This window comes from Phytoactinopolyspora limicola (assembly GCF_011320225.1).
GTDB lineage: Bacteria > Actinomycetota > Actinomycetes > Jiangellales > Jiangellaceae > Phytoactinopolyspora > Phytoactinopolyspora limicola.
In genome coordinates, this window is sequence record NZ_JAAOEN010000004.1 from 543,679 (window position 1) to 565,520 (window position 21,842).

A 21,842-nucleotide genomic window follows, 5' to 3' on the forward strand; every position below is an offset into this window, starting at 1 on the left:
CCATGATCATTGGCTTTTGACTACCGGATCCGGTAGTCAAAAGCCAATGATCATGGGGAGGGGGTTATCGGCGCTGGCCGCTGAGGAAGTCGTCCCGAGCCATCATGGCGGTGTCCGGGTTGTCCGCCCACACACCTTCGACACCGGCCTCGAAGAACGCCTGGAACTCGGCGAACGCATCACCGTAGTCGCCGGGGTTGTCGCCCCAGCGCAGATCGGTGGGCAGGTACTGGTTCTCGTTGCGGAACGTCCACGCCATGACGTCCAGACCTGCCGCTTTGGCATCGGCCACCAGCGACGTGGGTTCGCCGAGGGTGCCGTCGCTGGTCCGCGGAATGACCAGGTTCTTGTTCGGCCCGATCCAGTCGGCGTAGGTGGCGATCTCGCGCAGGCCGTCCGGTGTGACCATGTCGGCGTAGGTGGGACCTTCGCCGTTGGCGATCGTGTCATACGGTGCACCCGATGTGGTGATGGCCTGCACCACCGGCACCTTTAGGGCATCGTCGAGAATACGCAGACTCGTCGGCTCGAACGACTGGACGAGCACCGGCCCGTTGGCCCGATTCAGTCCGTTGCGCTTGATCGCCTGGATGAGCGGCTCTTCGAGCGGCAGGCCGATCGACCTGAAGTACGTCGGGTGTTTGGTCTCCGGGAACACGCCGATCTGTCGCCCACCCCGGCTCGCCCGCTTGGCCAGGTCGATGATCTCCTGGAACGTCGCGATCTCGAAGCGGCCGTCATAAATGGTGTTGTGCTGGCGGATGTCCTGCAGCGGCTCCACCGCACGCAACGTCTTCAACTCGGCGAGGGTGAAGTCTTCGGCAAACCACTCGTCCTGGATGAGCCGTCCGCTGACGGTCTTCGTGGTCTGCCGGTCGGCGAACTCGGGGCGCTCCGACACGTCGGTAGTGTGCCCCAGCCATGGTTCGTGCCGAGCGACCAGCACACCGTCCTTGGTGGACACGAGGTCGGGTTCGATACCGTCGGATCCCATCTGGATCGCGAATTCGTAGGCCTCCAGAGTGTGCTCGGGGCGGTAGCCGGAGGCGCCGCGGTGAGCGAAGACGATAGGACGTACGTCCATCGCTGCCCCGCTGGATGACGCCTGCTTCGATGTGACGGCGGCGCTGGCCGGGTCGGTGCCGGTATTTGCCAGTGGTGCGGCCAGTGCGATCACCGCGGCACCCGCGATGACGGCATGGACTGGTCGGCTGAAGGGCATTGTGTGCTCCTCTCCGGCGGCGCCGTTCGGGGAAGGATGACGTCGGGCCGCCGATGTTCGTGAACGTACTCAATCGATTTAGTCGCCGTCAATGGATCACGGATGTCGAATCGACGAACGGCTGATGACGCGTCCCGGCGCCGCCACAAGGATCCTTCCTGCCCGCCCCGCGCGCCACAAGGAAGCGCACTGTCGCCATAGCCACCACAAGCCTCCTTATGGCGCCCACCGCAGCACGCCCCGACGCCCGCCGCGGCGTGCCCACGCACGCACCCGGACCGTGCTCACCCGGACCGTGCTCACCCGGACATCTGGGTGAGCAGCCGGGCCGGGTTGTGCTGGAGCATCGTCGTCATATCCGCGTCCGTCACGCCGTGCTGCCGCAGCAGATCGGCGAAAGCCGCGCCGAGGTAGCTGTAACCCCACTCACCGTGGGTGGTGGAGTTCAGATAGACCTCGACACCCGTCATGTCCTGCGCGAGCAGGAGGCGATCTCGGTACCCATCCGCCACGAGCGCAGCGATCCGGCGCGCTCGGCTGTGGTCGGAGCGGAAGTACGCCTGCTTGGTGAATTCACCTTCGGGAAGATCGTCGGGCAGTGGTTCGACGACGAAGTCCCAGAACTGCTTGCCGATGGTGTCGAAGGCGATGTTGACCCCGGTGTCGAGCACAGCGCGATCATAACCGGCGTCCGCCTGGGTATCCATGTGCCCGATCACCACCCGGCTGAGGTCGGCTCCTTCCTCGGCCAGGATCTCGACCTGCTCCAGAGCCATCGTCCCGTGTGTTGTGTGAGTGATCAGCGCCAGCCCGGTCTCGCGCTGCGCACGAGCGGCCGCGCGCAGGCACTTCTCCTCATGCGCGGTGATGACGCCCAGCCCGGTCGCCTGCTCACCCAGGATGCCGGCTTTGACGGTGGTATCACCGATGCCGTCGATCACGTCGGCGACGAAACGTTCGGCCATCTCGTCGAGGGTCGCCTCGATGGCCCAGTCCGGACTGTACGGCTCCAGGTAGACCGCCGTCCCGGCGACGACGTGGACACCGCTGCGCCGGGAGATCTCCTGCAGCAACGCCACGTTCCCGCCGTGTGTATCCCGTCCGACCACACCGTAGGGGCTGAGATCGACGACGGTGCCGATCCCCAACTCCGCCAGCCCGCCTAGTGCCGCGACCGCAACCTCCACCTGCGCCTCGTCGCGGGCGCGCATGTCAGCGCCGTCCGGGGTCGGGGCGTCGGATCGCGCCCGGGCGGGCGGCCCACCGGACAGCCACGGACCGGGGGTCAGCGACAACAGGTGCTCATGGTGCATGATCCCACCAAGCTCACTCGTCGCGACGGGACCGAGGACGGTCTGCACGTGGGCCATCTTGACGCTCCGTTCATGCTCGTTCGTCCGCCGCCTGCAGACCGGTGATCATGGATACGATCTCGTTCTTGTCGGTCTGCTCCGTCATCCGGGTCCCGACGTGGACACCACGGCGGAGCACGGTGATCCGGTTGGCGAGCCGCATCACCTGGTCGAGGTCGTGGCTCACCAGCAAGATGGCAAGATCGCGCCGCCGTAGCCGGTCGATCAGCTCCTCTACTTTCGCGGTCTCGGCGACACCGAGCGCGGCCGTGGGTTCATCCATGATGATCAGCTGCTTGGCCCACTGGGTCGCGCGGCTGATGGCGATACCTTGTCGCTGCCCTCCGGACAGGTCGCGGATGATGGCCTTGGCCGAGGGGATCCGCACGTCCAGTTCATCCACCAGCGCTTGGGTCTCCCGCGCCATCCGCTTCTTGTCCAGCCGGCGGAACGGGCCGGTGACCAGCTCCCGTCCCAGGAACAGGTTCATATAAACCGGCTGGTGATCGGCCAAGGCGAGGTCCTGGTAGACGACCTCGATGCCCAGCTCGCGGACCTGCCGCGGATCGGTGGCGGTGACCTCCTCGCCGCTGATCCGGATCTGCCCAGCCGTTGGACGGTGGACACCGGCGACGAGTTTGACCAGGGTCGACTTTCCGGCGCCGTTGTCCCCAACGAGCGCGACGACCTCGCCGCTGTAGACGGACAGGTTGAATTCCTGTACCGCCACGACGCCGCCGAACTCCTTACGGACGCCGTCCAGTTGCAGCACAGGCTCACTGGTGCGAGTGGACTCGGTGGTGGTCATTGGTGCGCTCCTTTCCCGCCGGCCGGATCGGGCGACCAGGTCGGGGTGCCGTCCGCTGACCAGAGCCCCGCCACCCGCGGGCGGCCGCTGCTCACGCCGGTGACGCCGGCGGTGTAGGCCCGGGTGACGAAGGCCTGGAAGCGGAAGCCGAAGACGACGCTGTCGCCGGCGTCCACCGTCCGTCCCGCTCCACCCGGCCGGCTGGTGAGGTCCAGTTGGCCGTAGTAATCGATCGCCTGCGGTGGTGGCAGTTCGGCCGGAACCAGGTCGGTCGCCTCCGGCGCGCGGCCAACGACGGCGCGCACGTCGTAGTCCGGGAACACCGGGTCGACGTACATCCCGCCGCCGAAACAGTACGCTCGGCCGCCGTAAACGTGGCTCACCTCGGACAGATAACAGCCGGCCGGGAGCTCGACGAGGTCGTGCCGGGCATGTAAGGGAGTTGTCCCGGTCAGGCCGTGTCCTGGCTCGACGTGAGTTGCGCCGCTGTCGGCCAGCCTGGCCAGGGTGGCGGCGGACGTCGTTCCCGGTGCGTTGACGTGGACATCCCCGTACCCAGCCGCCGCCAGCTCTGCGGCGGCCCGTTCCAGTGTGGCCAAGTTGTGGGTGGGCACCACCGCCGCGGACCGCTGGTCGAACAGCAGGGCCGGGAATGTGGTGATGCCGGCGAAGTGGCCTCCATCGAACGAGTTGAGCGCGTCGGCGACGGCCCGGATCTCCGCCGCGGGGAATCCGCCCTCATGGCCCGGGTAGAACTGGTCCGCCGGATCGTGGATCCGCGCCAGGAATGCCTGGTCTCCCCCGATGGCGGCCGCCGCAGCGGCAGCGCCGCGGGCCTTCTCGTGGCTGAAGACGGTCCAGTGATCTGGTGCGAGAGCGGCCGCCTCGCCGGCCTCGGCGGCCGGAACCTGAACCAGATGCCCGAGGTGGCCCAGACGCATCCCGGCCCGCGTGGTGGCGCGCGCACAGGCCATGTCGACGGCCACACTGGCCTCGATACCACCGGCCAGCACCGCCCGGCAGACGTCCGGGTTGCGGCCGAACTGTTTGGTCATGGCCAGTGGGGTCAGGCCCAGCCGGCTAGCCTCGGCGGCGATCGCGGCGGCATTCGCGGTCACCGCGTCGAGATCGAACACATAGGTGTTGGCCGGCAGCTCACCCTGTTGGTGCAGCACGATAGCGGCGTCGATCAGCGCCGGGTTGCGCCGTCGGAGCAGGTCGAGGAACACGGGATCGGTACCTTCCAGGCGGAGGCGGGGTCGTCAGGTCTTCTTTTCGCGCAGCGTCAGGACCACCGCGACGAGAATGATCAGGCCGCGCGCGATCTGCTGCTCAGCCGGGGTGAACTGGGCGAGGATCAGGCCGTTGTTGAGTAGTCCCAGGATCAGCGAGCCGACGACGGCTCCGACAACCGTGCCGACCCCGCCTTTCAACCGGGTCCCCCCGATGATGACGGCGGCGATGACGGTCAGCAGGTCCGCCGACCCCAGGGTGTAGGTGGCGCCGTGTAACCGACCGGTGTAGAGCATGCCGGCCAGGGCCGCACAGGCACCACTGGCGACGAGCACCCCGATCCTGATCCGGTCGACGTTGACGCCGGCTACCCGCGCCGCTCCCACGTTGTCTCCGGTGGCCAGGACGTGTGCGCCGGCGCGGGTGTGCCGGAAGATGCAGTGTCCTGCGACGGCCACCGCACCGGACCAGAGAATCAGGGTCGAGACACCGGCGAGGCTACCGGCGCCGAAGAGTCCGTTGAAGACCTCGTTGGTCGACGGCACCGGCTGAAGCCGGGTGATGCGTTCCGATAGCCCGGTGACCAGGCCCATCATGCCCAACGTGATGAGGAACGACGGCAACCGCAGCTTCGCCACCAGCAAACCGTTGATCAGTCCGATCGTCATGCCGGTCAGCAGTCCGCCGGCGATACCGGCGACGAACCCGTGGTCGCGCAGCAGCACCGCGGACACCAGTGCGGACAGCGACACCACCGAGCCGATCGACAGGTCGATCTCACCCGAGCTGAGGACGAAAACCGTGCCGACCGCCATCACGGTGATCGGTGCCGTCTGTTGCAGGATGAGCAGAAGATTGCCCGACGTCAGGAACCCTTCGTCGCGAAGCGTCACCGCCATCACGAGGAAGATCAAGACGAACCCGATGTAGACCAGGTAGGGCCGGAAGTCGTACGAGCCGAGGCTGGTACGCCGGCGCGCCGCGGTCTCCGTGGTGGTTGTGGTCATCGGACGCGCTCCCGGTCATCACCGTGCGGAGCACGGGCGAGCGGTGTCATCCGCACTCCTCACAGTTGCTCAGGGCGTCGGCGACGGCCGGAGGAAGGTCGCTGTTCAGGGAGTCGCGGTAACCCTGCTCGACGTTCTCCTTGGTCACCGTGAGCACGCCGGTGATGGCGAAGGCCGGAGCTTCCTTGCCCAGCAACGCGTAGCCGGCCGCGGCCGCCATCCCTTTCCCCAGGTTCCAGGCCTCGTCGGCGACGATCGCCAGCGTCTGGCCACCACCGAGCATGTCGACGGCGACAGTGTCGTCCAGATCCAAGGTGACGATCTTGGTCGTGGTGTTGCCCGCGGTGCGCAGCGCGGCCAGCGCCCCCTGCGCTGGTTCGGCCCAGCTGGTGTAAAGCCCGTCCAGCCCGGGGTTCTGGGTCAACATCGCACTGGCGATGCTCTCGGCCGTGTTGGGGTCGGTGAAGCCCTGCTCGGCGACGATCTCGATGTCGGGGAACTCCGCCAGCAGGGTCTGTTTGAAGGCGGCGTCGCGCTGGTTGGTCACGTAGTACTCGGCCTCGTAGTACATGATCCCGACCTCCCCCGTCCCGCCCAGGGCGTCGCCGAGGGCCACCGCCGCCTGGCGGCCCATCTCGACCAGGTCGTCGGTGACGATCGAGGTGTAGTGCTCGCCCCGGGTGAAGCCCTCCGGGACGTTGGAGAGGAAGATCAACTCGGTGCCGTTGTCCACAGCCGCGCGGAACGCCGTCGCCGCCGTCGTCGGATCGACGGGGAGGCTGAGTATGACGTCCGGCTTGCGCACCATCGTCGTCTGGACTTGATCCGCCTGGGTTCCGGCGTCGAACTTGGCGTCCGCCGTGGCGATGACGTCGATGCCGAGCCGCTCGAACTCGGCCTGCGCACCGGCCTGGACGGCGGCCACGAACGCTGACGACGTGTGCCAGAGCATCGCCGCCTTGTAGTCGCCAGCTCGGAGCTCGGCCACCTCGTCGTCGGTGAACGTCAGGTCGGCGACCGGCGTGGCCGCCTCGCCGTTCGGTCCCTCCGTGTCGTTGACCTCGCGGTCGAGGATGACGTTGCCCGAGGTGGTGGAGCCGGGCGACTCGTCGGCGGTACTGGCGGTGTCGCCAGCGCCGGTGCTACATGCTGCGAGTGCCAGGATCAGGCACATGCCGGTGGCCGCACCGGCCAGCGTTCTGCGCGGCATGAGGACTCCCTTCAGATGGTTTCGCGGGAAACGTGAGTTCGGGCTGAATCCAGCGCCAGTGCGACGGCGCCGTGCAACGATGCGTCTTCGGTGAACGTGGCGGGTAGGACGTCGGGCGGAAACGGCACGGCCTGGCGGACGTGGTGGGACACGATCGGCAGGATCACGTCGGCGTGCGCCATCATGCCCCCGCCTATCACGACCCGTTCGGGGTCGACGAGCACCGCGATGTTGGCGATGGCGGTGGCCAACTCGCCCAATGCCTGGTGTACGACGTGTTGCGCGGATACGTCTGAGCTGGCCAGCACTGCCGCGGCATCGAGGTCTACGCCGAGAAACCGACCCGCCGCCGCACCGATGGCCTTGCCGCTCACCATTTCCTCGAAGGCGGCGTGCCCGTTGTGCAGCACTGCCGGATCCGTGGTGCTACGGGTCAGGTAGCCGATCTCTCCTGCTGCCTGATGGGCGCCGGCTACCACCTGCCCGCCGATGGTCAACGCGGCGGCGACGCCGGTGCCCAGACTGATGTAGACACCTGGATCGCTGCCCCGCAACGCACCAAAACGCAGCTCGGCAAGGGCGCCGGCGCGGACGTCGTTGGCTACGACGACATCCGCCACGGCAAGTTCGGCCCGAAGGCTGTCCGCCAGGGCCAGCCGTTCCCACCCGGGCAGGTTGGGCGCGAAGAGGATGCCGTCGGATCGGACCACCCCGGGGCTGACGGCGGCGTAGGCGACGACCGAACGACCATGCTCGGTGGCTACCGGCCCGGACAACCGGGCTACCGCCGCCGCGATGCGGTCGAGTGCCTGCGCGGGGCCCTGTTCGGCGAAGGTCGGGAACCGGACCCGGTCGAGCACCGCCCCCGTCGCCGCCGCCAAGGCGACGTCGATCTTGGTGCCGCCGATGTCGACCGCGATCACTGCCGCGTCGCCGTCGAGCTCAACCGCTGGTGCTTCGATGAACATTTTTAGGATTCTTTATTAAAGACTCCTAAGTGTCAAGCATTCGGTCGTTATGATCGGTCTCATGGACTCCTCCAAGCGGCCGCCCGGTCCACGCTCAGCAGCGGTCGCGCCGTCCCTGCTCCGCGAGATGAACCAACGGCTCCTCCTGGATCGGCTCTTCGTTCACGGCCCGGCCACCCGCCCAGAGCTCGCCCGCGACTGCGGCCTGTCGCAACCCACCGTCTTCGCCGCTCTGGCCGACATGGAGAAGTCCGGTCTGGTGCGCCCGTGCGGCCGGTCGGAGGTCCCCCAAGGACGCCCCGCCATGCAGTACGAGGCCAACCCCACCATCGGCACCGTGGTAGGCGTCGACATCGGCCATGACTGGCTGCGGCTCCTGGCCACCGACCTCGCCGGCAACCAGCTCAGCAGGCTCGACGTACGCAACACCGCCCGCAGTGCACGCGCGCTGGTCGAACGGGTCAGCCAGGCGGTCGCCGACGTCACGGCCGAGGCCGGCCAGCAGCCGTCCGCGGTCACCCACACCGTCATCGGGTCGCCCGGTGTCTATGACCCGCAGCACCGCCGCGTCATGTACGCCGCCAACCTCCCCGGCTGGCAGCGCGCCGGACTCGCCGACGCACTAACCGAGAAGCTGGGCACCAATCTGACCATCGACAACGACGCGAACCTCGCGGCGCTGGGCGAACTCACCTACGGCGCGGCCAGGGGTGTCCAACAATTCGTCTACCTGACGATTGGCACCGGCCTCGGGCTCGGGCTCGTCCTGGATGGCCAGCTGTATCGCGGCTTCACCGGGGCCGCCGGTGAGGTGGGTTACCTACCGATCGGCGACGAACCCACGACGGCACCTGCCGAGAATCCACAACGCGGCAAACTCGAAGAGGCTCTCGCCGCCGACGCCGTCGTGCGCCGTGCGGTGTCGGCCGGAATGACCTCACCCATCACCGCCGAACAGGTCTTCACCGCCGCCCGGCAGGGCGATCCGAGAGCCCTCGACGCAGTGCGGGCCGAGGCGACGAAGCTCGCCCAGCTGGTCGCGGGTATTCTCGCGTTCCTCGATCCGGAGCTGATCGTCGTCGGCGGTGGTGTCGGGCAGAACCTGGACCTACTGGAACCCGAAATGACCGCCGCTCTCGCGCAGCTCACTCCCCTGCGTCCCACGATGACCACTGGTGACCTGGGCCGCGAGGCGGTGGTCCGCGGGGCCATCGCCATCGGCGTCGAACGCGCCCGGGAAACCGTGTTCAACGCCCGCCGCAACGGGCATCAGGCGTCCGCGACGAAGGCCACCAAACGCACGTCGTCCTGAATCTGTAGGAGAGGATGACGTCGGCACCTCGGATGGTTGACACCACCATGTCGACTACTGATGTACTGCCCGACGAAGCGACGCCGTTCGGCCAACGGGTACGTGAACGGCTACGCAACGAGCGGATCATCTGGCTCACGACGGTCGGCCGCGACGGCACCCCGCAACCCAACCCGTTGTGGTTCGTGTGGAGCGGCGACGACACCATCGTCATCTACACTCCCCCGGACGCTCACCGGCTCACCCACATCGCGGCCCGCCCCACCGTGTCGTTGCATTTCAACGGCACTCCCAGCGGCGGCGACATCGTCGTGATACGCGGGACCGCCGAACGCGCCGACGACCTCCCCTCGCCGGACGATCACCCCGAGTACCTGGCCAAATACGACGACGACATGGTGACGGTGGTCGGCAGCGTCGCGCAGTTCGCAGCCACGTATCACGTTCCCATCCGAATCCGGCTGACCGGGACGCGCGGCTTCTGATCCTCATCCGACGACGCGCCTCGGACGAACCACCGGCGACTCTTCGCGCCGCTGGTTATGGCCGGGGGTGCGTAGTGACAGGGTCCACGCACCCCCGGCCAGCGCGACAACCGCGGCCACCCCGAACGCCCAGGGAAGTCCCATCGCCGTGGCGACGAACCCTAAGAGGATCGGACCACCACCGATACCAAGGTCGAGGAAGACACTGGCGGTGCCCGACGCGGCACCACGTTCGGACGGCTCGGCCGTGGCGAAGATCGCGGCGAAGAACGCCGGCGTGCTGAAGGTGACACCAAGCGCCAACAAGACCGCTCCTAGAACAACCCCCGCCGGGGCCGCCCAGAGGGCGATCACCATCAGGCCGGAGGCGATCGTCACCAGCGCGGCGGCCCCGAGGATGAGCGGCGGGAAGCGGTCGTGGACCCGCGCGAAGGCGATCCGGCTCACCACGACGACACCACCGTAGACGATCAGCGGCGTGCCCGTTCGGGCCATTCCCACGTCGTCGGCGTGCAGCGCGGCGAACGCCAGAAAGACCCCCATGGCCACCACGGAGGCGAAGAACCCCAAGGCCGGCGGCAGCGCCTTCACGTGGATGAGTCGGGGCCGATGCCCCGGGACCGGCTGCCCGACCCGAGTCTCGCCGACGTAGAGGGCCGCCACCACCGCGAACAGGGCCAGCCCGGCGGCGGCGTGCCAGGCCGTGGTGAATCCCCATCTGCCCATAACGAACTCGCCCAGCAGCGGACCGCCCGCGATGCCGAGGTAAAGCCCCAGCGAGTTGTAGCTCAGTGCTTCACCGACGCGGCTGGGTGGTGCCAGGTCGGCCACCGCCGCGAACGACGCGACGAAGAACGCGGCCTCGGCGACGCCGAGAAGAAGCCGGATCGCCACGACCGCCGCCAGCGTGTCGACGTGTGCGGTGGCGACCATACAGATGGCACACAGGGCGGCACCCGCAACCAACAGGGGTCGCCGGCCGACGGTGTCGGTGAGCCGGCCGGCCACCGGGCGCAAGGCGAGCGCGGTGACCGCGAACGCACCGAACGCGATGCCGGCACCGGCGGTGCCGGATCCGACCGGGCCGGTGACGTAATGCGGCAGCAGCAGGAAAGACATGCCGATAGCGGTGAAATACGCGAGGTCGGCGACGGTCAGCCCGACGAACGCCGGAGTGAACAGACGCTCCGGCGCCGAACCGACGGGACGCCGCGAGGAGGTGGTCGAGGTAGCCATACCCACAGGTTCCGCCGTGTCCCGGTGCCGGCACCTGAGTAGACCTACCTATTTAGAGGCCTCTTACGACGACGTTCCCGCCAAGCCGTGCTCCATGGCGAACATCGCCGCGGCCGCCCGGGTCGACACGCCGATTTTGGTGTAGACGTCCTGCACATGGTTCTCGGCGGTGCGCCGGGAGATCACCAGGCGCTCGGCGATCTCCCGGTTCGACAGTCCGTGGGTAACCAGGCGCAGCACCTCGACCTGCCGATCGGTTAAGCCGGCCGGGCGGACCCGACGAGACCGACGCTCGTGCCCGGCCGCCTCCAGCACGGCTTGCACCGCGTCGCCATCGAGGCATCCGGCGCGCGCCTCGTCTCTGAGCGACCGCGCCGCTTCGGCCGCGGGTATAGCCGCCGCGCGGGGCCGCTCCTCGACCGCGGTCTGGTACGCGTCGGCAGCGGCGAGGACCCGTGCGGCCATGGTCATCCGATCTCCGGTGAGACCCCGGTGGTAGCCGCTGCCGTCACACCGTTCGTGGTGCTGTCCGACCAAGGATGCGGCGGCCGCCAGCATCGGCACCCGCGCCAGGACACGTTCACCGTGATAGGGGTGGAGCCGGGCCTGATCAGCTTCGGTCAGGCTGAGCGGCTCGGTCTTGTCCCAGATCTGGCTCGACACAGCCACCCGGCCGATGTCGTGTAGATAGCCGGCGACCCGAACGTCGCGGACACCGTCGCCGAGGCCGAGAACCGCGGCGGCGGCCCCGGCCAACTCCCCGACGGCGGACGAGTGTCCTTGTAGCCACGGGCTCTTCAGGTCGGCAAGATCGCCGAACGTCCGGGCCACGGATTCGAGGTCTGGCTCATCAACCATGAACACCGGGTCGGGTTCGCTGTCGAGGACGGCCTGGTAGGCGTCGACGGCCGCGACGTCGGCTAGTCCGTCCACCCCGCGCGACAGAACGAGTTCGGCCAGGTGCGGATCCAATGAGCTGCCACTTCGACGTCGCACTTCGGCCAAGGCCCTGTCTACTCCGTCGTACATCAGGAACAGCACGGCCACCGACGCGACGTGCATGATCCGGGTGCTCAAGGGGATGTCCGGGCCAGCTACCTTCGGGTAACCCTTGCCGTTCCACATCGACACCGTGTGGCCGAGGCCGTTCTGAACCGACGGCGGAAGACCGAGCCGGCGCGCCGCTTCACGGGCGACGTCGCAGGTGGCCGCCGGCGCGTTGGCGTCGACCCGCCGCACGGACCGGACGGTGGCGGCGAACATGTGCGCCCGCGACCACCCCGTCGCCGCGGCCATACCCGGCACCCAGACCCGGACCAGATCGCGCGGGTCGGCGGCGTTCATCACGAAAGCGAACCGGTTGGCCGCGACGTCGTCACCCCAGACGCGAGCCAGCTCATGGGCGTAGGCCGTACAGCCGAGGTGCTGGAGCAACGAGACGTAGACGACCTCACGGACCCCCTCGTCGGCACAGCCTGCCTCCCGGGCCAGCCGGGCCGCCACGACGCAGCGCCGCAGCGACTCGTCCGGTGCGGCGCCCGTTCCCAGGTCCGTGACGGCGGCTAGTCCCCCGAGCAGCCCGAGCAGACGGAACACCCTCATATGGTGACGCTCAGACCGTGGATCCGCCAGTGGATCGTGGAGGACTCGTCGCCGAAGGAACCGACATATCGGTGGCGGTGGCCACCACGATGTCGGACTCTTCCCCACGCTGCTCGGTGAAATGGGGCGGGGTTACTTCAGGCCGGAGATCCGGATGCCGCCGATGATGTACCGCTGGAAGAACAGGAACAGGATGATTACCGGCAGCGCCGCCAACGTCGACCCGGCCATCAGCAGGCCCAACTCGGTGGATCGCTCGGACCGGAACGTCGCCAGGTACTGCTGCACCTGATACAGATCCGGGCTGGTGATCGTCATGATGGGCCACACGTACGAGTTCCAGAACGCCAGGAAACTCGTCATCCCGACGACGACGAACACCGGTTTGCTCATCGGCAGGAAGATGTATCGGTAGATCTGCCACCGGCTGGCCCCGTCGATCAACGCCGCCTCCTCCAACGCCAGTGGAATCCCCAGGTAGAACTGGCGGAGGAAGAACACGTGCGCCGCCGACGCCGCCGCGGGCAGCACCAGGACGGCCAAGGTGTCCAGCATCCGCAGCTTCGTCACGACGATGAAGCTGGTCAGCAGGATCGCCATCCCCGGGATGAACATCGTCGTGATGACCAGCGCCCACAGCGTCCGTTTGAAGGCGAACTCCAGCCGGGCGAACACGTAGGCACCCATCGAGTTGACGGTCAGGCTCAGCGTGGCGAACAACACGGCACCGCCGAACGTGACGAGCATGGTCCGCACGAACGCGGGGTCGTCGAGGATCTGCGCGTAGTTCTCCCAGAGCCACACCTCGGGGAAGAACTGGAACGGGGTGCGGACCACCTCGGTTTTGGCCTTGAACCCGGCGATCGCCATCCAGGCCAGCGGGAACAGCGCGGCCAGCACGAACACCAGGCCCGCGACGCCCCGGGAGGCCGCCCCTCGAACCGACCGGCGACTCCGCGGCGGGTCCAGGGCTGGCCTGCTCACCACCCGACCGGCCGCCGGCCGGGCCGACATCCGCTGCGTAATGGCCATTAGCCGTCCACCGCCTTCTCGGAGTTGAGTGCCTTGAAGATCAGCGCCGAGATCGACCCGAGCACCAGGAACAAGAGGAGCGCGGCGGCGATCGAATAACCAACGAACAGGTCGTCGCGGAAGTGGTTGAAGATGAAGAGGTTGGGCAGGAGGGTCGAGTCCAGCGGCCCGCCGTCGGTCATGATCAGCGGCAGCTCGAACTGCTGGATCGCCAGCGTGAAGCCGGCGATGAGCAGGTACAGGAAGATGTTCTTCATCAGCGGCAGGGTGATGTACCAGGTGCGCTGGAACCAGTTCGCGCCCTCGAGTTCGGCCGCCTCGTAGTAGCTCTCCGGAATGTCCAGCAACCCGGCCAGCATGATCAGCGCACTGATCCCCAGGCCCATCCAGATGGCCGGGACGGCGATGGCCGGCAACGCCAACCGCACATCACCGATCCACGCCTGCGCCTCGATGCCGAACCATCCGACCACCCAGTTGGCGATGCCACCGGAGTAGTCGTAGATCAACACGAAGATGATCGACGCGATCACCCCGGAGATCACCGTCGGGATGTAGATACTGACCTTGAGCAGGGTCGCGGCCCTGCGCCCCATGGTCTTGACGAGGCTGGCGAACAGGAACGCGATCACCAGGATCGACGGCACCACCATCAGCGCGAAGCGCAAACCACGCAGGATCGACTCGACGAACTGCCGGTCGGTCAACACGTTGGAGAAGTTCCGCCAGCCGACGAACTCCGACGCCTGATAGAAACTCCAGTTGAAGAAGCTGAGGTACCCGGCATAGATCAGCGGCCAGATCACGAAGATGCCGAGCAGGATTACCAGCGGTGCCAGCATGAGGTAGGCCAGCCGGTTGTCCTGGCGGCGCACCCCGGCTCCAGGCGCGCGCCGCCCGCGGCCAGTTATAACGGTCATCCACACCCTCCTCGCCATCCGGTTGTGCCGGGCGGCTGACCGCCCCGCGGGAATAGGTCTGCGCGCCGCCGGACTAGTGTCGTGTCTCCGCGACGTCCAGGTCGGCGGTGAACCAGAAGACGTTGTACGGCCCCCAGAGCGAGAGCATGAAGTAGATGGTGCGGCCGTCGTCGGAGACGTATTTCGGGTGGAGGTACGGCGAGTACAACCCGGGATTCTCCGCCTGAGTGGTCATGACGAACGCCTCCGACCACGGCCCCCACGGCGACAGGCCCTCGCGGATCACCGCGTTGCCGTCCGTCGAGTAGGTCATCAGCCAGCGGTCCAGCTGCTCGTTGTACATCACCGACAGCTCGCCCACGGTGTCGTCGACGATGGTGACCGCCTGCTCCAGGTCATCGACCCAGATCGGCGTACCGTCACCGTTGGTTCCGGCGAAGTAGCGGTACGCGTCGAGGTCCTCCACGGCGTCGCGGTTCGCGGGGACCTTCATCAGCTGCGCGCCGCCGAACCGGCCTGCGGGAATGGACCAGAAGTAGACGAACTCCTCACCGCCCTCGCGCACGTGCGCGGCCGAGACCTGGATGAAGTTCGATTCTCCGGGCCATTGGGGTTCGTCCAACACGTCCCACGTCTCGCCGTCGTCGGTGGACCGGGCCAGCCCGGCGTAGTTCGCGTCCCAGACCCCGGGATCACCCCAGTGGTGCACCGACATGTAGTTGAGATACATCGCGTCGTCGACGGCGAACCCGTGGGTCGGGATCTTCGTTACCTCACCCGCGCCGTTGGGTTCGTGTAGTCCGGGGACGATCTCCGCGGCCAGCCCGTACTCGTCGGTGATCCACCCGTCGAAGCTGATGCCGTCCGAAGGGTCGGTGTCGGTGGTGTACGCCATGACGTTGGAGCGCCAGTTGCTGCCCTGACCCCCGTAGGAGTCCGGGGCGCGGACGCCGAAAGTGTCGCCGAAGACGACATACGTCCGCCCGCCGGCGTCGAACATCGATCCGAGATCGGTCCCGGCGACGGCGACCGGTTCCGTATCGTTGATCGCCTCCGGCCCGGTCAGCTTCGCCACCTGCGTCGCCTCGCCAACGCCGGTCAGGATGAACGACGACGCGACGTCGGTGCCGTCGCCGATGTCCACCACCTGTCCGTGATCACCCCAGCTCACCCGGCCGTCGTCCCCGGACGAACAGCCCGACACCACCAACGACACCGCACCGGCCACGGACACCGCGCCGGAGGCGACCCGGGCGCTGGAACGGGTCCGGCCCGGTCCGGGTGCACCCATCACCCAATCCTCGGAATGCGCTGGTCGACCGGCGGCAGGGTCAACGCCGTACTCACGTGCTCCTGGTACCAGTAGGCGACCGACGAGAGGTCGTCGCTGCGGTGGTTGTTGTGCCCGTGTTCGATCGTCACCTTGATCGAGGTCGTGAAGGTGACCGGGTCCTCGACGTGGAACCGGTACGTCGAGATCTGCCCACTCCAGTTGGGGCCACCCGGCAGCGTGAGGCCGTGGTACGGCGCGTGGTAGGTCTGGCTCGGGCACCACGCGGTGTTGAAGTAGTCCTCGGTGCCGGTGCCGTGCAGCGACGGCGGGAACGGCTCACCGTCGACGAAGATCATGTCGTCGCCCTCGCCGTACCAGTTCCACTCCTGGGTGTGCCGCAGGTTGGTGATGTTGAGGACACACCCGACGTAGTGCCCACGGCCTTCGGTGTCGAGGATGACGTAGTTGCCGTCGCCGGTGAGGTTGTGCCCGCCGAACTCGAACTCGGCGTTGGACATACCTGTCTCGTCGACTCCGTCGGTGGGGCACTGCCGGTTCCACGAGGCGTGGAACCGGCCGAGGCCGTCCTCCAACTCGTCGAACGCGTCGTAGTCGATGTAGTAGTAGAACCGCATCTGGGCTTCGGTGCACTCGCTGGTCAGCTCGAACCTGGCGCCGTCGGCGAAGGGCATGTGGAAGAACGAGTTGAAGCCCTTGCCGTCCTGCGGGCTCATCTGCAGCGGCGCGGAGACGAAGTTGGTGGTGCGGGCGTGTCCGACGCCGAAGAAGTCACCCAGGGGCACGAGGACGCTGGGCCGCTCGGCGCCGTCCCAGTACACCCGCAGGACAAGCTTGCGCAGGTAATCATTGTCGAGGTTCTCGGGGTGTGCGCCGGCCATGTCGGCCACCGTCATCCAGATGTGGTTGATCGAGCCGGCGCCGGAGAGGTCGGCGAGGGTCGCCGTCTCCCCCGGATGGACGGTGACGAAGTCCTGGTTGCCACCGGTGCGGTCCCAGCTGGACTCGCGGCGACGGCGGGTGGTGCGGAGCCGGGGAAGGTCTCGGAGGCTGCTTCCGTAGCTTCCGTAGCGGGTACCCGTCACGTGTTCCTCCTTGCGCAGTAATCGATTTCTCGAATGTAGGGGTCCACCGCTGTCCTGTCAAAGGTCCCGGCCGCCACGGCTCGCGACGGCGTGCATCGCCGACGGCCGGCCACGGTGAAAAACCGCAAGCTCGCTGATGGCCGAGTAGGAGTCGAAGCCACCGGGTGCCCCCACCAGCCGAATACCATCCGCCTGCACCGTGGCGAACTCGAACACGTACTCCCGCCCACCCGTCGCCCGCGAGTCCGGCGGATACTCCGGGCCGATCCGAGCACCCGGGTCGATCCATCTCCCGTCCACCCTGACCTCGACCCGAGGCGGCCGCGCGAACCATCCACCGTTGGCGTCGTACGGCCCGCTGACGTAGACCAGCTCGTTCATGCGCAATGGCCGCGCCCACGTGTATCCCCAGTGGTCAACCAGCTTGGCGGTACCGTTCCAGCTGTCCTCGCCCACGTCGGTGCGGCCGTCGTTGAGCACCTCCAGCCGGCCGGACCGGCATGCCGTCGCCACTGGATGTGCTCCCATGCCGGGCGTGGCCAGGTTGGTACCGTCGGGCGGCTGGGCCCTCGGCCGGGCACCGACCACCCACGACGCGGGCTCCAACCGCAGCCGGCGCAGCGCGTAGTGGTAGGTGCGGCCCTCGAACGTCGACGCCCGCCAGAACCAGTTCGACTGCAACCACAGATCGCGGCCGTCATCACTGATGAACTTCGACGGAATGGTGGTGCCGTAGCCGCCATGCCGCGGCACCGCGCCAGCCGGGCCTACCCATGGATAGGGTCCGAAATCGCGGCTCATCACGTGCCGCCACCGACCCCACGGCAAGGGCGCCTCGTAGAGTTCGATCGTGTACTCCGACCAGCTCGAATAGAGAAACCGGTCGAGCGGCGCGTTGTAGACGACACCACCCTGCGAGAGCACCGTCGCCCCGCTCGGGCCGGCTACCGTCAGCCCGACATGGCGGCGGGACCGGTCAGACAACACCGGCACCCGGTCGGCGATGTCCGCGCTCCACGCCGAGCCGGTCCGGCCGGTGAAGAACTCCCACGCGCGACGGTCCTGAATGGCCGCTGCGGGAACCCGCGCCAGGTAAAGGTGCTCAGGGTCGGGTACACAGCCGTCATACGACGCCCGCCAGTTGTGATCCAGGCCGTACGCGTACACGTACCGCGCGGGACCGAACCGGCCCGACGCCGCGTTGCTGCGGCCGAAGTCCAGGAACATGACCGTGGTGAACGTGTGATCGGTGAACATCGGCCGTGGTGGCGCGTGCCACGTGCGGCCGTAATCGTCGGACCGGACGATGCCGGCCGCGGGCGCCTCGTTGAAGGCGCTCGCGTCCGGCCCGAACCGGAGGTCCTGCACCGCGAGGTAGAGCTCGTCGCGGCCGTCGCCGTCTCCATCGACCGCGACGATGCCGGTCGGTTTGCTGTTGAACCGTTCCGGGTCGGTCCAGACCGGTGACACGTCGCGCCCGGCGGCGAGCCGGGTCCCGGTCAGTCCCGTCTCCGGGGTGCCCTCGATCCGGTTGACGACGATGTCCGACCACGGCGCGGCCAGGTCGAACCCGAGCCCGTCCCCGCACGCGGCATACAGGTGGCCGTCGTCGGCCCAGGTGCTCGGCCATAGATCGCCGTCGCTGGCCGACCCGACCGATGCGGCCACCTCCAGGTCGGCCACGGCGAAGAAGTCCCAGCCTTCGGTCGCGGCTGGCGGATCGAGCGGCGGATCCGGTGGCACCGCGGTCACGGCACCTCGACGATGGCCACGTCGTCCAGCTGCAACCACATGTCGCCGTTGTTGGTCCAGATCCCGGCGAACACCTCGACCGAACTGTGCTGTGCGCTGTTGAACGACACGGTATACCTCGTCCACGCACCCACCGAGGTGAAGTTCGCCTCGGCTATGGGCGGGCCCCCAACGGAACGGACCCCGACGAAGCCGTTGTCGTTGTTCGGCGACGTCCGCAACCAGGCGGTCAGCTCGTAGTTGGTATTCGGCGTCACCGACACGACCTGATGGAGGTCATGCCAGCCGGAGTTGAACCGCACGAAACCGTTGCGGTCTCCGCTCATCCCCCAGATGTTCGCGTCGATCCCGCAGTTGCCCTGGCAGGCCCAGGGCGCCGACACACCCGATCCGGTCTGCCGTTCGAAGCTTGGATCGGCCACCAGGTTGGGCCGGACGACGTTGGCGTTGCCGTCCAGCGTCACTCGCATGAGGTAGACGTTGTACGGGTTCCACTGCGACAACGCGAAATACAGGTCGTCGCCGCTGGACCACGGATGGATGAACCCGCCGTACGGCCCCGGATAGTCCGCGTCGCTCACCACCACCTGCGGTGAACTCCACGGACCGGTGGGAGTATCCGCGGAGCGCAACACGATGTCGGTGCCCCGCATGTACACGGTGATCCACTTCTGCCGCTCCGGGTCGTAGCGGACCGACAGCTCCGCCACTGGTCCGTCGATCACCGGCACCGCCTGGGTGTCCGCACCACTCACCCATGCCGAGCCGTTCCAGTAGGTGTAGGCGCTCTTGGTGAGGACCGAGTTCTCCGATACCCGCGCCACATAGGCGTCGTCGTTGCGGCCGTTCGGGGTCGCGAACAGGTAGACGTAACCGCCATGCCGGACGAAGGCACCCATCTGGAACGGGTTGTTGCCGGTTGGGTTGTCCCATTGCGGCCCGCCGGCGGTCACCCAGTTCTCACCGTTGTCGTCGGAGTAGGCGATCGCCGCGTAGTTGGTGTCCCACTCCCCTGGCGGCCCCCATTGCCGCACCGACATGTACCCCAGGTACTGGCGCGAGCCGACCGACACCCCGGCCGTGGGGATCACGGTCATCTCCACACCGTCGATCTTCTGGCTCGGGATCAGCTCCTTGGCATGCCCAGGGAAGTCCTCGGCCGCGCTACTGAACGTCATGCCGTCGGCCAGGTTGGTATCCGTACTGCGCAACAAGACCTGGCTACGCCAGTCGTTGCCGTTGCCGCCAGGTGGCGTCCACGCGTTGCCGAACGTGTCACCCAGCGCGACGAGCACCTCCCCGGCGCCGTTGTCCCACATCACACCCAGATCGGTGCCGTAGATACCCCACGCGGTGTGGGTGTTGCTCAGCGATCCCGGGCCGGTCATCTTGCTGACGACGACGGCCGGGGTGGGCGCCGTCGTCGCCGTCGCTGGTGCACCCCCGGATGCGAGCGCGAGCACCAGGCCGCCGCTGACGGCGAGCGCCCCAGCGCCCACCGACCATTCCCGTCGTGTCATGACTGCCTCCGATCGGCCAGCCCGAGATCGGCGATGAGCTTGGTGATGTCCGCGTGTGCGGTCTCGAGTGCGTCCTCGATGTCCTGGCCCTGCAGCGCCTTCTCCATGGCGGCGCCGAAGGCGAGGCTCACTTCCCAGTCGTACGTGGGTTCGAGCACCTGATAGGGCACCACCTCTTCGGTCATGACGTCGAGCCACGGGTTCACCGACGTGTCGCGCTCGGCGATGGCCTCGGTCACCGAGACTCGCGGCGAGAACTTGGTGTAGTTGGTGCCGTCGAAGTAGTCCAGTGGGACGTCGACGTCTTCCGCGAGCAGCCACGAGATAGCCCGGGCGGCTTCAGTCGGGTGCTCGGACTTGGCGTCCACCCCCAGCGACCAGCCACCCAGCGTGCCGGTGGTCTTCGTCAGGTCGCCGTCCAGTGACGGGAGCGGCGCGACCTGGATGTCGTCGATGATGTCGGGGTAGTCGAGCAGCAGTTGGCTGATCGCCCATGAGCCCGTGGCCATCATAGCGAGTTTGCCCTCACCGAGTGGTTGAGCGTCGCCGTACGGCGAGAGCGGCTGTTTGGCTAACAGGCCATCCGCGGCCAGCCGCTGGTAGGTCTCCAGCAGCTGGCGGTAGCCGTCGTCGTCCGCGAGAGACGTCGACCAGTCGTCGCTGATCGGGAAGTGTCCGGTGGCGTTGATCTGCAGACCCCACGTCGACCACGACAGCTCGATCCCGGTCTGGGCGGTCTGGAACGCGACGATGCCGGAATGGGCCGCCTTGAGCGCCGTCGCGGCGTCGATCAGCTCCGCCCACGATTCCGGTGGCGAGTCCGGATCCAGCCCGGCCTGCTCAAACAGATCGGTCCGGTAGAACAGCAATGAGCTGGGCTCGTACAGCATCGGATACGCGTAGTGCTCCGCTCCTTCGGTGACCGCATCGAGGAAGCGCTCGTCGAGATCCGCCCACCGGTCGGCGTCGATCAGGTCGGTGATGGGGGCCAGCTCACCATTGCGGGCTTTGGGGAGAACCGCGGAGTAGTTCATCGTGTAGAGGTCTGGTGCGTTGCCGGCGGCTTGGGCGGCTTTCAGCTTCTGCTCCCACGCGTCGCCGGGTACCACGGTGAGCTTGACCTGCACGTCGTCCTGGGCGGCGTTGAATGCGTCGACCTTCGACTTGTACCAGGCGTTGTCCGCCTCGCTGAACTGGTTCTGCCACATTTCGACGACGACCGCCGTCGCGGCATCGTCGCCGCCGACATCACCGTCGCTGGTCGGATCGTTGCCGCCGCTGGTCGGATCGTTGCCGCCGGCCGGCTGGCCAGGCGTGCCGCTCCCGCAAGCCGCGAGCACAAGCCCCGCGCCCACGGCCAGGGCGACGCCCACTCTTCTCCGGTGCCTTCTCCTCACGCCCATCCTCCTTTGATGATTCCGTGCACGAGCGGGACGCCGGCTGGGTCGCCCGGATACCCGATCTAGATGTCGAGTAATCGATTACTGAGATGACAGAGTAAGGGCAATCGAGCCGACCTAGCGATACCGACACCGAATCGTGACCACCGCAGCGGCGCCCCTACCCCGGCGCCACCACCCCGCCGCCCCTACCCCGGCGCCCCACCCACCGCCACCGCCCCATCGCCGGCAGCAAGCCTCCTTACGGCCCCCACCCGGGCGCCATAAGCTTCCTTACTGTCGCCCTGGCAACCACAAGCCTCCTTACTGCTCAACCCCGGTCGCCATAAGCTTCCTTACTGTCGCCCTGGCAACCACAAGCCTCCTTATGGCCATCACATCGGCGCAGCACGCCTCCTTGTGGCGAC

At 67.5% G+C, this 21,842-nt stretch carries 18 protein-coding genes; 2 read left to right on the top strand and 16 right to left on the bottom strand.

Annotated features, from left to right (window positions below):
- Positions 1 to 64: 64 nt before the first annotated feature.
- From G8760_RS13900 to G8760_RS13930, 7 genes are all read right to left on the bottom strand, one after another.
- On the bottom strand, positions 65 to 1,222 hold the full coding sequence (locus G8760_RS13900) for a glycerophosphodiester phosphodiesterase (RefSeq protein ID WP_166351957.1): 1,158 nt from the start codon (positions 1,220 to 1,222) through the stop codon (positions 65 to 67).
- Positions 1,223 to 1,521: 299 nt separating this feature from the next.
- Complete coding sequence (locus G8760_RS13905) at positions 1,522 to 2,592, bottom strand: phosphotriesterase family protein (RefSeq protein ID WP_166351959.1); 1,071 nt, start codon at positions 2,590 to 2,592, stop codon at positions 1,522 to 1,524.
- 13 nt (positions 2,593 to 2,605) lie between these two features.
- A complete protein-coding gene (locus tag G8760_RS13910) occupies positions 2,606 to 3,382 on the bottom strand; it encodes an ATP-binding cassette domain-containing protein (protein ID WP_166351962.1) in 777 nt (258 codons plus the stop codon).
- On the bottom strand, positions 3,379 to 4,611 hold the full coding sequence (locus G8760_RS13915; RefSeq protein WP_166351964.1) for an alanine racemase: 1,233 nt from the start codon (positions 4,609 to 4,611) through the stop codon (positions 3,379 to 3,381). The genes G8760_RS13910 and G8760_RS13915 overlap by 4 nt, the downstream gene beginning before the upstream one ends.
- Before the next feature lie 33 nt (positions 4,612 to 4,644).
- Positions 4,645 to 5,622 (bottom strand): ABC transporter permease, encoded by a 978-nt coding sequence (locus G8760_RS13920; RefSeq protein ID WP_166351966.1) that lies wholly within the window; start codon positions 5,620 to 5,622, stop codon positions 4,645 to 4,647.
- A 46-nt stretch (positions 5,623 to 5,668) separates the two neighbouring features.
- Entirely contained in the window at positions 5,669 to 6,832 is a 1,164-nt protein-coding gene (locus G8760_RS13925; RefSeq protein ID WP_207782335.1) for a substrate-binding domain-containing protein, read from the bottom strand.
- Positions 6,833 to 6,843: 11 nt separating this feature from the next.
- Positions 6,844 to 7,800 (bottom strand): ROK family protein, encoded by a 957-nt coding sequence (locus tag G8760_RS13930; RefSeq protein WP_166351969.1) that lies wholly within the window; start codon positions 7,798 to 7,800, stop codon positions 6,844 to 6,846.
- Positions 7,801 to 7,861: 61 nt separating this feature from the next.
- On the opposite strand from G8760_RS13930, the gene G8760_RS13935 reads away from it, so the two are divergent.
- Together G8760_RS13935 and G8760_RS13940 are read left to right on the top strand one after the other, a co-directional pair.
- Positions 7,862 to 9,112 (top strand): ROK family transcriptional regulator, encoded by a 1,251-nt coding sequence (locus G8760_RS13935; RefSeq protein WP_166351972.1) that lies wholly within the window; start codon positions 7,862 to 7,864, stop codon positions 9,110 to 9,112.
- 47 nt (positions 9,113 to 9,159) lie between these two features.
- On the top strand, positions 9,160 to 9,597 hold the full coding sequence (locus G8760_RS13940) for a TIGR03667 family PPOX class F420-dependent oxidoreductase (protein WP_166351975.1): 438 nt from the start codon (positions 9,160 to 9,162) through the stop codon (positions 9,595 to 9,597).
- Between the two features lie 3 nt (positions 9,598 to 9,600).
- Here G8760_RS13940 and G8760_RS13945 read toward each other — a convergent pair whose 3' ends face one another.
- From G8760_RS13945 to G8760_RS13985, 9 genes are all read right to left on the bottom strand, one after another.
- Positions 9,601 to 10,833 (bottom strand): MFS transporter, encoded by a 1,233-nt coding sequence (locus G8760_RS13945; protein WP_166351977.1) that lies wholly within the window; start codon positions 10,831 to 10,833, stop codon positions 9,601 to 9,603.
- Between the two features lie 63 nt (positions 10,834 to 10,896).
- Positions 10,897 to 12,435: an HD domain-containing phosphohydrolase gene (locus tag G8760_RS30130; RefSeq protein WP_166351980.1), complete on the bottom strand. Its 1,539-nt coding sequence runs from the start codon at positions 12,433 to 12,435 to the stop codon at positions 10,897 to 10,899.
- A 132-nt stretch (positions 12,436 to 12,567) separates the two neighbouring features.
- Entirely contained in the window at positions 12,568 to 13,467 is a 900-nt protein-coding gene (locus G8760_RS13955) for a carbohydrate ABC transporter permease (protein WP_207782336.1), read from the bottom strand.
- A complete protein-coding gene (locus G8760_RS13960; RefSeq protein ID WP_166351983.1) occupies positions 13,467 to 14,387 on the bottom strand; it encodes a carbohydrate ABC transporter permease in 921 nt (306 codons plus the stop codon). The genes G8760_RS13955 and G8760_RS13960 overlap by 1 nt, the downstream gene beginning before the upstream one ends.
- 73 nt (positions 14,388 to 14,460) lie before the next feature.
- Positions 14,461 to 15,678, bottom strand: a complete 1,218-nt coding sequence (locus G8760_RS13965; RefSeq protein WP_166351986.1) for a glycoside hydrolase family 183 protein — start codon at positions 15,676 to 15,678, stop codon at positions 14,461 to 14,463.
- Positions 15,678 to 16,763, bottom strand: a complete 1,086-nt coding sequence (locus G8760_RS13970) for a glycoside hydrolase family 172 protein (protein ID WP_166351988.1) — start codon at positions 16,761 to 16,763, stop codon at positions 15,678 to 15,680. Before G8760_RS13970 ends, G8760_RS13965 begins: the two co-directional genes overlap by 1 nt.
- Positions 16,764 to 16,820: 57 nt before the next feature.
- Positions 16,821 to 18,515, bottom strand: coding sequence for a DUF4185 domain-containing protein (locus G8760_RS13975; RefSeq protein ID WP_166351991.1), 1,695 nt, complete (start codon positions 18,513 to 18,515; stop codon positions 16,821 to 16,823).
- The gene (locus G8760_RS13980; RefSeq protein WP_166351993.1) at positions 18,512 to 20,035 is read right to left on the bottom strand and encodes a glycoside hydrolase family 183 protein; all 1,524 of its coding nucleotides are present in this window, start codon (positions 20,033 to 20,035) and stop codon (positions 18,512 to 18,514) included. Before G8760_RS13980 ends, G8760_RS13975 begins: the two co-directional genes overlap by 4 nt.
- On the bottom strand, positions 20,032 to 21,432 hold the full coding sequence (locus G8760_RS13985; RefSeq protein ID WP_166351995.1) for an ABC transporter substrate-binding protein: 1,401 nt from the start codon (positions 21,430 to 21,432) through the stop codon (positions 20,032 to 20,034). Before G8760_RS13985 ends, G8760_RS13980 begins: the two co-directional genes overlap by 4 nt.
- Between the last annotated feature and the right edge of the window lie 410 nt (positions 21,433 to 21,842).